Annotated in this window: 13 protein-coding genes and 2 tRNA genes; 3 read left to right on the top strand and 12 right to left on the bottom strand. The window is 37.3% G+C overall.

Features of this window, described 5'->3' with window-relative positions; all coding sequences use genetic code 11:
- Positions 1-3: 3 nt before the first annotated feature.
- Positions 4-390, bottom strand: coding sequence for a hypothetical protein (locus AO058_RS07710; protein ID WP_075325914.1), 387 nt, complete (start codon positions 388-390; stop codon positions 4-6).
- 170 nt (positions 391-560) lie between these two features.
- On the opposite strand from AO058_RS07710, the gene AO058_RS07705 reads away from it, so the two are divergent.
- Positions 561-1,832: a cation:proton antiporter gene (locus tag AO058_RS07705; RefSeq protein WP_075325913.1), complete on the top strand. Its 1,272-nt coding sequence runs from the start codon at positions 561-563 to the stop codon at positions 1,830-1,832.
- Here the strand turns inward: AO058_RS07705 and AO058_RS07700 are convergent.
- From AO058_RS07700 to AO058_RS07690, 3 genes are read right to left on the bottom strand one after another with little or no spacing between them, the layout of a single operon-like run.
- Entirely contained in the window at positions 1,809-2,513 is a 705-nt protein-coding gene (locus tag AO058_RS07700; protein WP_075325912.1) for an LrgB family protein, read from the bottom strand. The two genes, AO058_RS07705 and AO058_RS07700, sit on opposite strands and share 24 nt — an antisense overlap.
- On the bottom strand, positions 2,513-2,845 hold the full coding sequence (locus tag AO058_RS07695) for a CidA/LrgA family protein (RefSeq protein ID WP_075325911.1): 333 nt from the start codon (positions 2,843-2,845) through the stop codon (positions 2,513-2,515). The genes AO058_RS07700 and AO058_RS07695 overlap by 1 nt, the downstream gene beginning before the upstream one ends.
- A gap of 7 nt (positions 2,846-2,852) precedes the next feature.
- Positions 2,853-3,626, bottom strand: coding sequence for a creatininase family protein (locus tag AO058_RS07690; RefSeq protein WP_075325910.1), 774 nt, complete (start codon positions 3,624-3,626; stop codon positions 2,853-2,855).
- Positions 3,627-3,720: 94 nt separating this feature from the next.
- Between AO058_RS07690 and AO058_RS07685 the strand changes: the two genes are divergently transcribed.
- Positions 3,721-4,773 (top strand): flavin-containing monooxygenase, encoded by a 1,053-nt coding sequence (locus AO058_RS07685; protein ID WP_075325909.1) that lies wholly within the window; start codon positions 3,721-3,723, stop codon positions 4,771-4,773.
- 259 nt (positions 4,774-5,032) lie between these two features.
- Here the strand turns inward: AO058_RS07685 and AO058_RS07680 are convergent.
- The 8 genes from AO058_RS07680 to AO058_RS07645 all read right to left on the bottom strand — a co-directional run bounded on the left by AO058_RS07680 (position 5,033) and on the right by AO058_RS07645 (position 11,042).
- Positions 5,033-5,107 (bottom strand) — tRNA-Val (locus AO058_RS07680).
- Positions 5,108-5,180: 73 nt separating this feature from the next.
- Positions 5,181-5,255 (bottom strand) — tRNA-Val (locus tag AO058_RS07675).
- 66 nt (positions 5,256-5,321) lie between these two features.
- The gene (locus AO058_RS07670; protein ID WP_232228900.1) at positions 5,322-6,542 is read right to left on the bottom strand and encodes a bifunctional folylpolyglutamate synthase/dihydrofolate synthase; all 1,221 of its coding nucleotides are present in this window, start codon (positions 6,540-6,542) and stop codon (positions 5,322-5,324) included.
- Complete coding sequence (locus AO058_RS07665) at positions 6,543-7,361, bottom strand: energy transducer TonB (protein ID WP_075325908.1); 819 nt, start codon at positions 7,359-7,361, stop codon at positions 6,543-6,545.
- 8 nt (positions 7,362-7,369) lie between these two features.
- Positions 7,370-7,762, bottom strand: a complete 393-nt coding sequence (locus tag AO058_RS07660; RefSeq protein WP_075325907.1) for an ExbD/TolR family protein — start codon at positions 7,760-7,762, stop codon at positions 7,370-7,372.
- A 1-nt stretch (position 7,763) separates the two neighbouring features.
- Positions 7,764-8,465 carry a MotA/TolQ/ExbB proton channel family protein gene (locus tag AO058_RS07655; protein ID WP_075325906.1) on the bottom strand — a complete coding sequence of 234 codons (702 nt, stop codon included), beginning with the start codon at positions 8,463-8,465 and terminating at the stop codon, positions 7,764-7,766.
- Between the two features lie 220 nt (positions 8,466-8,685).
- Positions 8,686-9,912, bottom strand: coding sequence for a Glu/Leu/Phe/Val dehydrogenase dimerization domain-containing protein (locus AO058_RS07650; protein WP_075325905.1), 1,227 nt, complete (start codon positions 9,910-9,912; stop codon positions 8,686-8,688).
- A gap of 65 nt (positions 9,913-9,977) precedes the next feature.
- Complete coding sequence (locus AO058_RS07645; protein ID WP_075327914.1) at positions 9,978-11,042, bottom strand: anhydro-N-acetylmuramic acid kinase; 1,065 nt, start codon at positions 11,040-11,042, stop codon at positions 9,978-9,980.
- 93 nt (positions 11,043-11,135) lie between these two features.
- Between AO058_RS07645 and AO058_RS07640 the strand changes: the two genes are divergently transcribed.
- Positions 11,136-12,278 carry an acyl-CoA dehydrogenase gene (locus AO058_RS07640; RefSeq protein WP_075325904.1) on the top strand — a complete coding sequence of 381 codons (1,143 nt, stop codon included), beginning with the start codon at positions 11,136-11,138 and terminating at the stop codon, positions 12,276-12,278.
- Positions 12,279-12,444 lie beyond the last annotated feature (166 nt).

Below are 12,444 nucleotides of genomic sequence, written 5' to 3'. Positions count from 1 at the left end.
TTTTTATTGTAACACGAGTTCATAACCCATATTGAGTAGGAAAATTCCCAATAGGAAAAGCAGTACATAAATTGTCTGTACAAATTTGAAATTTAATACAGCAAGTTTGCGCGTAGTAGATTCAGGAAAAACAAAGAGGCCAAGACCTATAAAAAGTGAGGTCCAACCCAGGGCGGTTATTATAAACTTCCAACTTAGTTCCCAGATATTATGAAATAATATGTTGAGTAAACCTATAATTATAGCAGCAAAGGCAGCCAATATCACAAATTTTTGATCTTTTAAATCTTCAAAAATTTGTTTTATTCTTTTAGGGTTGAAGCTTAGTACAAAGAAGAAAATTAAAAGGTACCAACCCCAAAATTTAGCGAGAAATAAGGAAGTATCCATCTTTTACAGGCCTTGGTTATTCTCTCAAAGTTAACCTGTATAAAAAGATTTTAATATGATAAATATCAGCTGAATAACTAATAATTCATCTTATTTCAACTGTTAGACTTTTGTAAAAATTTAATAGGCTTTAAACAAGATCAATTAAATTCAGCTATTTTTATAATTATATGAAAGAACATTACTGGATCTTAGCGGGAATTGGTTTCACCACCCTTATCATGGCCTGGCTGCCTTCAATTTCAAAAAAAATAAAGGTTAGCGGTCCTATAATTTTACTACTCATTGGCTTTCTTTTAGTGGGGATAGGATTACCTATTGGATGGCCAGATCCCTTATGGGCAGATGAGGGACTCATGTATTTCTCTGAAATGATAGTGATTATTTCCCTAATGGGCGCTGGTTTAAAAATTGGAAATAATTATAGTTTTAAAGCCTGGAAAAGACCTTTGTTACTCGTGTTTCTAACTATGCCCCTTTGTATGATTTCGGCATATTTCCTGGGACAAAATTTCCTATTTCTTAGTGTTCCTTCCTCTTTATTACTTGCGGCAGTACTTGCTCCTACCGATCCTGTTTTAGCCGCTGAAACTCAACTTGATGATCCCGAAAGAGAAAAAGAATATAAAGGCAAAATTAGATTTGCACTTACTGCAGAAGCCGGTTTAAACGACGGTCTCGCTTTTCCTTTCACTTATATGGCTGTATTGGTTGCACAAGCCGGAGGTTGGGCGGCTTTTGATTTTACCGATTGGATACTAGATAAGTTCTTTCTAAAAATAATTATTGGCACTTTAATAGGTTTTGCAATAGGACAGGCTATTGGGTTTATACTGGACAGGGTACATAAATACACGGGTATAAAAACATTTGACGGTTTTCTTGCACTCTCTCTTACCCTTTTTAGTTATGGCGCAGCAGAGCTCCTGCATGGGTATGGTTTTCTTGCTGTTTTCTTTACCGGTTTAAGCCTAAGACATTTTGAAAAAGTTAGCGGAGATTACAAGACAAAAATGCACGATTTTGTTCACGAAATAGAACGCATTTTACTCGTGGTTTGGATTATTCTTTTTGGTGGCTCCATTATGAATGGAATGTTAAGCCTTACCGATTGGCGTGGAATTGTATTCGCTTTTGCTTTTGTTTTAATTATTAGGCCCCTGGCAGGAATTATAAGTATGACGGGGATTAGAGACAGTTTTAAGAATAAACTTGCCATTAGTTTCCTGGGAATTAAGGGAATTGGCTCCGTATTTTATCTCGCCTGGGCTTTCGTTGAATTTGAAGGTTTTGAACATAAAAATGAACTCTATTCTATTACCGCATATATTATTCTAATTTCTATAGTGGTTCACGGTTTTACTGCTCCTTCAATTATTGAATATTTTAAACGAAAAACAGAACAAAACAAAAACGAATCAGGTGAAACTCCCAAGGAATAACTGAAGTAAATACGGAGTAATAAGCGCGGTGATAATCCCATTTACACACATAGCCAACCCACTGTAAACCCCGGCGAGTTTGCTCTCTTCAAAGGCCCGGGCGGTGCCAATTCCGTGGGCAGCTGTACCTAAAGCAGTACCAATAGCAATTTTGCTTTTTATTCCTAATTTCTTCAGAATAAATGGTCCAAAAGCGTTTCCAAAAATTCCCACGGCAATTACAAGTCCGGCGGTAATCTCTGGAATTCCATTGGTAAGTTTGGTGATCTCAATAGCAATTGGCGTAGTAACCGATTTTGCCGCCAACGATTCAATTATAAAATCAGGGACTTTTAAAAGTAGAAGAAAAATGATTACAGTTAAAACTCCGCTTATTCCACCAACGGCTACCGAAAGCAAGAACACTTTTAAATTCTGTTTTACTTCTTCATATTTTTCATAAAAAAACACACCAAGCGCCACTACCGATGGTCCCAGGAAGAAACTAATAAATTTTCCGCCGCGATTATAATCTTCAAAATCAATATTGAAAATCAACAGAAAACAAATAATAAAAACAATGGCTACCAAAACTGGAGTCAGTAGCGCGTAATTAAATTTTTTCTGAAGTTTACGTGCACCCGCAAAAGCGATTAGACTTATAAAAACACCAAATATTGGTAATTGAAAAAATTCTTGCATTATTTCCCGAATTTTTCAATAATTATTGCTGAAATATAAAGAGTGATTACGGTGCTGGCAATTACAGCTACTGAAATGGGTAACCAGTAATCGGCGATAATCTCAAAATACACCATTAAGCCAACCCCATAAGGAATAAAGAATAACACCAGGTATTTTATAAGCTTATCTGAGGCCGGTTTCACATTCTGAAGCTTTATGATTTTTAACCGTAAAGCCAGGAAAATAAGAAACATTCCCAGGATATTGCCGGCGATTGGGATTTCAAAAAAATAGGTGATTAACTCACCTAAAAGTAAAAATCCAAAAATATAAGCTAAAGCTTTGAGCATCTCTGGTTTATTGATACATATCTTTCAGGTCGACTTCGTGTAAGTCTACGAAGAATTCGCCAATCATATCGGTTGCTTTTTCAAAGAAAATCTTTCCTTTTTCAGCAGTTGCAGCTTTAGGATTTCCTACCCCTGTATCTTCGGTAACTTGAGTCCATTCCCGTTGTGCACTCGCCCAACCTTCTTTTAAAGCTTTAATCTTAAAAGTTTTGGCGCTGCCGTCTCCCGCTTCTTCTAAAGGTAAGACTAGCTCAGGCCGCAAATGCATAACAGCCGCGGTTTCCAATTCTCCGGCGTGATCACCAGGCTCTTCAAAATAAGGTTTTGCATCTGTAACCTGCCACCAGTTTACCGCACAGGCAAAGATATCTGGAAATTCAAGACTTAATTCCCTGATTAGTTGTTTAAAATTATTACCGCCGTGGGCGTTTAAAATCACCAGTTTATTGATATTATGTTTTTCTAAAACCTGCGCTAAATCTTTTAAAATAGCGTATTGGGTACTGGGATTAAGATTCATACATAATTTCACATCCATTTGGCCGGTATTAACTCCAAACGGAATGGTAGGTAGAACTACGGCTTTTGCATTTTTTTCCCAGGCTTTGTGGGCTGAGTTTATTGCAGCTTCTTCGGCAAGAATATTATCGGTAGCATACGGCAGATGATAATTATGTGCTTCGGTAGCTCCCCAGGGCAAAACAGCTATGCTAAAATCTTCGTTTTTAATATGTTTCCAATTGGTTTCGGCCAAAACGTAAGGCCTTATCTTTCTTTCCATAAACTTAATTTCATTTAAAATTAATAATTCTAAGCGATTCTGTAAGATTTAAAGGGCAGAAATTAAAACCTATCTTTGATTAAAATTAAAATCGATGCTGGATTTTGTAATTGTTGGCGGTGCACAGGCCGGACTTTCAATGGCTTATTACCTTAATAAAATGGGTAAGGATTATGTTGTGGTAGATAAGGAAAAGGAAGTTGGTGCTTCCTGGTTAAACCGTTGGGATTCCCTTAAACTTTTTACACCTTCAGAATTTAACAAGCTTCCGGGAATGGAGTTCCCTGCCGAAAAAGGTTATTACCCAACAAAAAAAGATGTTGCTGAATATTTTAAAAATTATGTAGCCGAATTTGATATTAAAATTAGGTTAAATACATTAATAGAGCATATTTCGCAAAGAGAAGATTATTTTATTCTGAAGCATCAAAACGGCGAGATACATTGTAAAAATGTAGTGATTGCTACAGGGCCGTTTCATATTCCATACACGCCATCTTTTTCTAAGAAAATATCAACAGCTATTTTCCAGATTCATAGTAATTATTATAAAAATCCCGGTCAATTACAAGAAGGTCCAGCAATGGTTGTAGGGGCAGGAGATTCGGGATTTCAAATCTTAGATGAAATCTCTCAAACTAACAGAACCACTTATTTTTCTGGCGCCACCAACGTTCGAGTACTTCCACAAGAAATTTTAGGAAAAACATTATGGTGGTGGTTCACAAAAATTGGTTTTCTAAGTTTTAGCCGAAATACCTGGCTAGGGAAAAAGTTGAGTGAGTCTAAGCAACCTATTATTGGGACCGATGTAAAAGGTATTCTAAAACGAGAGAACGTTATTCCTGTTGGAAAAACAAAAGATGCAAAAGGCGAAATTATAATTACTAAAAATCGAAGAATCGCAGGGCTAAAAAATATCGTCTGGGCCACCGGTTACCGACCAAATTTCAGTTGGATAGAAGGCCTGGAACTCTCTAAAGACGGCTACCCAAAACATAATCGCGGTATTAGTAATATTAAAGGACTATACTTTATAGGTCTTCCCTGGCTGCATACACGAGGCTCGGCAACTTTAGGCGGAATTAAAAAAGACGCGCAATATCTTGCTAATTATATTGAAGCTGAAGAAAAAACGCAAGCCTAAGAAAACCTCGTGAGGTTTCTTCTTAAATATTTTAACTACAATTTTTGCCTAAACACAACAATTAAGCTTGATCCCATAAAATTTCGGCATAAAAAAATCCCTAAAAAAGATAAACTTTGGGTTTTGGGAATAAAAGTGGGCGCGAAGGGATTTGGATTCCTGACCCTCCCGATGTAAAATCGGGATGCTCTGAACTAACTGAGCTAACTTTCTGTAAAAATAAAAAAGATTTCCAAATTTTGGAAATCTTAAATTATTGTGGGCGCGAAGGGATTCGAACCCCTGACCCCTTGGGTGTAAACCAAGTGCTCTGAACCAACTGAGCTACGCGCCCTAAATATCAATAAAACTAAAGCTTTCAATAAGCTAAAAAAAGGCTTCCTTTTATAGAAGCCTTTTTAATTCTGTGGGCGCGAAGGGATTCGAACCCCTGACCCCTTGGGTGTAAACCAAGTGCTCTGAACCAACTGAGCTACGCGCCCTATTCCTGAATGCGGATGCAAATATAGATTAGTTTTTAATCTACACCAAGAAAAATTTCAAAAAAATTAAATTATTTCTGCAACGGTAAAAGTGCTTCCTCCAACAAACACCAGATCTTCATCTAAGGCCGTTCCCAGCGCAGCTTCGTAGGCTTCTGAAACCGAATCAAATAAGCTTCCTTCCAGCCCAAATTTAGCAGCTTTTTGTTGCAATATTTCAGTTTCCAATCCTCGAGGAACATCAGGTTTTGAAAAATAATAAATCGCCGATGTAGGAAATAATGGAAGAATTTTATCTAAATCTTTATCGTTTACCACACCCAATACAATATGTAAGTGTTGAAACTTTTCTTTTTTAAGCTGTTTAAAAACCAGGCTTAAACCTTCGGTATTATGTGCAGTATCACAAATCACTTTTGGTTTTTCCTTTAATATATCCCAACGCCCCTGCAAGGAAGTATGCAATTTCACACTATTAAGTCCGTTTCTTAGACCATCTTCGGGAATTTCCCAGCCTTTTTTACGTAATACTTTTACCGCTCCCAGTACACTTTTTATATTCTTGTTTTGATAATCGCCCTTAAGATCAGTATGATATTTATCGAATTTTAAATCTTCAGCAAAATAAATTTCTGAGTGATGTTGCTTAGCCTTTTCAGTAAAAATATCTGTAGTTTCTTTTTGTTTTTCACCAATAACTACAGGAATATTATCTTTTATAATTCCGGCTTTTTCTGAAGCAATTTTGGCTAAGGTGTCTCCCAGGAACGCAGTATGATCTAAGCCTATATTAGTGATTACCGAGACTTCAGGAGTAATTATATTAGTAGAATCTAAACGACCACCCAGGCCTACTTCAATTACAGCAATATCTACCTTTTCCCTTGCAAAATGATCAAATGCCATCCCTACGGTCATTTCAAAAAAGGAAAGTTCATTTTCAGTTAAAAAATCTCTGTTCTCATTGATGAATCCAACAACATTTTTCTTCGGAATAAATTTTCCGTTTACCTTAATGCGCTCTCTAAAATCTTTTAAATGCGGAGATGTGTATAAACCCACTTTATAGCCAGATTCCTGTAAAACCGAAGCTAACATATGGCTTGTAGAACCTTTCCCGTTAGTTCCTGCAATATGAACCGATTGAAATTTTTGATGAGGATTGCCTAAATGTTTGGCAAGTTTAATGGTGCGGGAAAGATCTTTCTTAAATGCCTGTGCTCCTACTCTTTGATACATAGGCAACTGCTGAAACATCCATTCAACAGTTTTGGTATATGCTTCCACTTATTCAGAAAGTTTGAAGTTATAAATAATTGTGCCCACCTGGCGCGAAGGTGCGTTGTTATCGCTATTAAAGCGAGTAGCCATTGCAGCTCTTCTTGCAGGATCTGTAAGACAGGACGCACTGTTAGTTGTCCCTTTTACACCCGGCGTGGCATTAATAACCTGCCCGTTTTGGTTAACTTCTATACGCACTACCACTATCCCGGATTCATTACAATCCTGTACAAATTTTTCTTTATTTATTGCCCGTCTTCCACCTAAGCGATAATTACCATCACCATCCAGGCCAGAGCCACTACCATAATAGGAACTCGCGTTAGGATCACCATCTGGATCGCCTTTATCGCCGGCCTGATTATCGTTACCTTCTCCACCACTTTCGGTTCCCGATCTTTCGGGACCGTTTAAAATACTACTCATAGCATCGGTAGTAGATTGGTCTGGTTTGGGTTCTGGCTTTTTAGCCGGTGGTTGTTCTACAGGCTTTTCCGGTTTCTTCTCAACTACTGGCTTTGGCTTTTGTTTTTCCTGAATTACCGGAGCTTCTTCAATTTGCTGTGTCACCACTTCTTCTTCCACAACCGGTTCTGGCTGCGTTTGAGTTTCAGGAACGGTAGTTTGCTGAGGAGCAGATTGTACCGGCTCGGTAGGTTGCTCTTCTCCTGAACCAACTTCAGAAGTTCCAAAATTTATAGCAATACCACTCTCTGGTGGGGGATCTAAATATTTAAAGCCTAACAGAAATAGCAATGCAATTAACAGCACGTGTAAGATAACCGTGATGGTAAAAGATTTTTTTTCGTGTTTGGTTTCTAACATGATTAGATTTATTCGGGTTTAACCGCCAGAACGATTTTATAACTATTTCGGTTTGCGATATCCATAACATTTACTGCCTTTTCTATTGGCACACCTTCTTCTGCTCTTAAAATAATGGTTGGCTTTTCTTCGCCTGCCAGTTTGGTTTTTAAAGTACTTTCTAATGCCGACTGTGAAATACGTTCATCGTCTACATAGAACTGAAGGTCTTTAGTGATGCTTACCGCTACATTTTGAACACTGGTTGTTTTTCCTTTAGCCTTTGGAAGTATTAGGTCTAAGGCTTCTGGAGTAATTACCGGCGAGGTGAGCATAAAAAAGATCAACAACAGGAATACAATATCTGTCATTGAGCTCATACTGAACTCGGGGCTTACTTTATTTCTTCCTCTTAAATTCATATTAAGCGGGCTCGTTTAACAGGTCAAGGAAATCTACTGCGGTAGCTTCCATTTGGTGTACAACTTTATCGGTTTTCACCACTAAGTGGTTATAACCTATATAAGCGATAATACCCACAATAAGTCCGGCAACGGTTGTGGTCATCGCGGTATAAATACCCTCAGCGAGTGCTCCCATTTGTGCCTGTCCACTACTTGTTGCCAATTCATGAAATGCAATTACCATACCTATAACTGTTCCAAGGAAACCAATCATTGGAGCTGCACCTGCAATAGTAGCCAAAATACTTACATTCTTCTCCAGTTTGTAAACTTCTAAGCGACCTGCATTTTCTATGGCGGTATTAATATCTTCTAACGGACTTCCAATTCGGGAAATTCCTTTTTCGGTTAACCTGGCCACTGGAGAATCACTTTGTGCACAGCGCATTTTAGCCGATTCTATATTTCCGTTTAAAACGTTATCCTTTATTTGAAGCATAAAATTTTTATCTACCTGGCTGGCCGACTTTATCGCAAACAGCCTCTCGAAGTAAATATAAACTGCCGCAAACAACAGGATAAAAAGAATAAGGATGATGATTTGGCCTCCAAGGCCTCCACTAAGCATTAAATCGAATAAAGACAGGGTTTTTTCTTCCACTACCGGTTCTGCCTCCTGGGCGGCTTCGGCAACGCCGTTCTGCTGAAAAAAGTATAGCATAGGTTTCTATTAGGGTTTTTAATGTAACGTGATAAACCAGATTTAATTGTAATCCAAATTTAGTAAAATAATCAGCAGTGCAAACCGCTTTGTCTCAAATGGCAGTTTTTTATTTTTTAAAGCGCATTTTAAATGATTTTATTCATAAAAAAATCCCGCTCAAAAGCGGGATCTTCAGAAATAATCTCAATCAACTAAAATTACAAGATTAATCAAAAACTTATACCAATTGCTTCAGCGCTACTTCAAAAGCTGTTTTGCTGATATTGGTTTTACTACTATTGTTATCGTAAGTATTCTGTATGGCATTTTTAATGGTCATAGAAGTATCATTAAAAATAGACTCATCTGTCATTTGTACTCTTCTTTCCATAAAATAAGCGAAAACTCTCGCCATTCCACAGTTTGCAATAAAATCAGGGATTAAGCTGACTTTCTCGTCGGTAGATTCCATAATCGAACCGAAGAAAATTTCTTTATCAGCAAAAGGAACGTTGGCTCCACTTGTAATTACCTCTAACTTTCTTTCTATCAAATTATTAATTTGATCCTGGGTAATTAATCGGGAAGCGGCACAAGGTGCAAAGATCTCCGCATCAAGCTCCCAAATCTTTTCATTAATTTCTTCAAAAGGAATTAAATTATCGTGTTTAATTGTATTCCCTTCCTTGTTAAGAAAAAGCTCTTTAATTTCTTCAAAAGTAAATCCGTCTTCGTTAATTAAACCGCCAACGCGATCTATTATTCCAACAATCTTAACACCCATTTGCGAAAGGTAATAAGCTGCGGCAGAACCAACATTTCCAAAGCCCTGAACAATTGCCTTTTTCTCGGTTACATCGCCACCATAAATATCGTAATAATGTTTAACCGATTCGGCTACGCCGTAACCGGTAATCATATCGGCAACCGTATATTTACGGGTAACATCTGGTGAAAATCGAGTGTTTTCTAAAACTTTAATAACTCCCTGGCGTAACTGGCCAATTCTATTAATTTTATCGGCTTCACTGGGTTTAAAGTGCCCGTTGAAAACACCTTCCTGCGGATGCCATACACCACAATCTTCAGTAATTGGAATTACTTCATTTATTTCATCTACATTTAGATCGCCACCGGTACCATAGTAACTCTTCAACAATGGAGAAACCGCTTTATACCAACGCTCTAAAACGCCTTTTTTTCGAGGATCATTAGGATCGAAATTTATACCCGATTTAGCGCCACCAATTGGAGGTCCGGAAACGGTGAATTTCACTTCCATAGTTTTGGCTAGTGAAAGCACTTCATTTTGATCTAATCCTACACGCATTCTTGTACCTCCACCGGCAGCACCACCGCGTAGAGAATTTATTACCGCCCAACCTTCGGCTTCGGTTTCAGAATCTTTCCAGTTGAAAACGATTTCGGGTTCTTTATTTTCGTATAATTTTAATAATTCCTTCATTTATACTCTAATTTTTCGCAAATATATAAACTAAGTAGTATATTTTTAATTTTTCAGCAAAAAGTTTAGATCTCATAAATTACTCCGGAAGAATGGTCTTTTTTAGCCCCGGTGACCGATTTTAATACATTTACCTCATCCCGAAGCTTTAAAACGCCAAGCAGTCCAAAAATTAAAGCTTCTTTATAATTAATAATTTCATCTGAAGGAATCGTGAAATGACATTTAGACTCATTTTTTAAAAGCCTGATTAAAAAATTATTAAAAGTCCCACCGCCGGTCATAAAAACTTTTGAATTGGGATCGTTATCCAGGGTTTTTGCAATTTGCTTAGCCACGTGAACAGTATAAGTATGAAGAATATCCTGGAGGTTTTCTTCGTGTTTTTCCAAAACAGGGAAAACTTCAGACTTCACCCATTCTATTCCTAAGGATTTTGGTGGTTTTTGCGCATAAAATGCAAGCTTATTAAGCTTCTTAAGCAAGTCCTCATTCAAATTGCCAGCCGCCGCCAGTTTTCCACCTTCGTCAAATTCTTTTCCTAATTTTTGAGCGTAATAATTCAAAACGGTATTTACGGCACAAATATCATAAGCCAAACGTTCCCCACTTTTGTCGGTAGAAATATTTGCGAATCCGCCTAAATTCAAACAATATTTATAATCTGAAAAAAGCAATTGATCGCCAATTGGCACTAACGGAGCACCCTGCCCGCCAAACTCTACATCCTGAACTCTAAAATCGCAAATTACGGTTTGTCCAGATAGGTAAGCGATTTCTGGTAAATTCCCAATTTGCAAGGTGTAATTATTTTCAGGCTCATGTTTAATGGTATGCCCGTGGCTACAAACCGCATCAATATCTTTAATGTGATGATTTTCAATAAACCGGGAAATAATTCCGGCGAGAAAATTCGTGTATTTTTTGTTAAGCTCTTCTAAGCGTTCTTCAGAATAATTAATAGCGGCCGCTAAAGTTTCCTGCCAATTTAACGGGTAAGGAATGGTTTCAGCCTTCAAAATCTTATAACTCCAGGAGTTTTTAAAATCGAAATTCACATAGACCAAATCGATGCCATCTAAGGATGTCCCCGACATTACACCAATAACTTTATAATTTGCTTTTTTCATATTCGTAAAATTAATTAAACTAAATTGAAAATTACATACCAAAACTTTATCTTTGGCTACCAAAATTAGATTTTCCTAAATTAAAATAATAATATGGATTTCAAACTTACAGAAGAACATATAATGATTCGCGATGCCGCGCGTGATTTTGCCAAAAACGAATTATTGCCCGGTGTGATAGAGAGAGACGAGAAACAGGAGTTTCCCGCAGAGCAGGTGAAAAAGATGGGAGAGCTTGGTTTTCTTGGCATGATGGCTTCTCCAGAATTTGGCGGCGGCGGTATGGATACCATTTCATACATTCTTGCCATGGAAGAAATTTCGAAAATAGATGCTTCTGCTTCTGTAGTGATGTCGGTTAATAATTCTTTGGTTTGCTGGGGCCTTGATACCTACGGAAACCAGGAGCAAAAAGAAAAATATCTTTCTAAATTAACCACCGGCGAAAAACTTGGAGCCTTTTGTTTATCTGAACCCGAAGCCGGAAGTGACGCAACTTCACAACGAACTACAGCAATAGATAAAGGAGACCATTATTTATTGAACGGAACAAAAAACTGGATCACCAATGGAAATTCAGCCGACTATTATATTGTAATTGCACAAACCGATCGTGAGAAAAAACATAAAGGGATTAATGCTTTTATAGTAGAAAAAGGAGTTGAAGGTTTTGAAATTGGACCCAAAGAACAAAAAATGGGAATTCGCGGAAGCGATACGCATTCATTAAATTTTAATGATGTAAAAGTTCCAAAAGAGAATAGAATTGGCGAAGATGGATTCGGATTTAAATTCGCTATGAAAACACTTTCTGGTGGTAGAATTGGGATTGCAGCCCAGGCTTTAGGTATTGCTTCAGGCGCCTACGAGTTGGCTTTAGATTATTCTAAACAACGAAAAGCATTTGGTACCGAAATTTGTAATCACCAGGCAATTGCTTTTAAACTAGCCGATATGTATACTTCAATTGAAGCATCAAGACACCTTGTAATGAAGGCTGCCTGGGATAAAGACCAGGGCAATAATTACGACCTTACCGGTGCTATGGCTAAAGTTTATGCTTCAAAAACCGCAATGGATGTTTCTACTGAAGCTGTACAGGTACACGGCGGTAACGGCTATGTAAAAGAATACCACGTAGAGCGCTTAATGCGCGATGCAAAAATTACCCAGATATACGAAGGAACTTCAGAAATTCAAAAAATTGTAATTTCAAGGGCTATCCTTAAAGATTAATTTTCTTGTTAATTATTGAATTTAAGTCCGGTTTTTCTAAAATCGGACTTTTTTTATGGACTAAGACTACCTGCTATGTTTATAGAATCAATAATAGAAAAGGGGTCAAATTACATAATTATCATTTATAACAATTTTAATTGTTTTTACTGAATTTCTTCTTACT

The sequence above is a fragment of the Salegentibacter sp. T436 genome, assembly GCF_001932675.1.
GTDB lineage: Bacteria > Bacteroidota > Bacteroidia > Flavobacteriales > Flavobacteriaceae > Salegentibacter > Salegentibacter agarivorans.
This window is presented reverse-complemented; position numbering and strand designations above follow the sequence as displayed.

Excerpts from the sequence above, each read along its gene's own strand:
- AO058_RS07685 (WP_075325909.1), top strand. The coding sequence starts at position 3,721 with ATGCTGGATTTTGTAATTGTTGGCGGTGCACAGGCCGGACTTTCAATG.
- AO058_RS07705 (WP_075325913.1), top strand. The coding sequence starts at position 561 with ATGAAAGAACATTACTGGATCTTAGCGGGAATTGGTTTCACCACCCTT.
- AO058_RS07640 (WP_075325904.1), top strand. The coding sequence starts at position 11,136 with ATGGATTTCAAACTTACAGAAGAACATATAATGATTCGCGATGCCGCG.
- AO058_RS07645 (WP_075327914.1), bottom strand. The coding sequence starts at position 11,042 with ATGAAAAAAGCAAATTATAAAGTTATTGGTGTAATGTCGGGGACATCC.
- AO058_RS07660 (WP_075325907.1), bottom strand. The coding sequence starts at position 7,762 with ATGAATTTAAGAGGAAGAAATAAAGTAAGCCCCGAGTTCAGTATGAGC.
- AO058_RS07690 (WP_075325910.1), bottom strand. The coding sequence starts at position 3,626 with ATGGAAAGAAAGATAAGGCCTTACGTTTTGGCCGAAACCAATTGGAAA.
- AO058_RS07665 (WP_075325908.1), bottom strand. The coding sequence starts at position 7,361 with ATGTTAGAAACCAAACACGAAAAAAAATCTTTTACCATCACGGTTATC.
- AO058_RS07655 (WP_075325906.1), bottom strand. The coding sequence starts at position 8,465 with ATGCTATACTTTTTTCAGCAGAACGGCGTTGCCGAAGCCGCCCAGGAG.
- AO058_RS07695 (WP_075325911.1), bottom strand. The coding sequence starts at position 2,845 with ATGCTCAAAGCTTTAGCTTATATTTTTGGATTTTTACTTTTAGGTGAG.
- AO058_RS07650 (WP_075325905.1), bottom strand. The coding sequence starts at position 9,912 with ATGAAGGAATTATTAAAATTATACGAAAATAAAGAACCCGAAATCGTT.
- AO058_RS07700 (WP_075325912.1), bottom strand. The coding sequence starts at position 2,513 with ATGCAAGAATTTTTTCAATTACCAATATTTGGTGTTTTTATAAGTCTA.
- AO058_RS07710 (WP_075325914.1), bottom strand. The coding sequence starts at position 390 with ATGGATACTTCCTTATTTCTCGCTAAATTTTGGGGTTGGTACCTTTTA.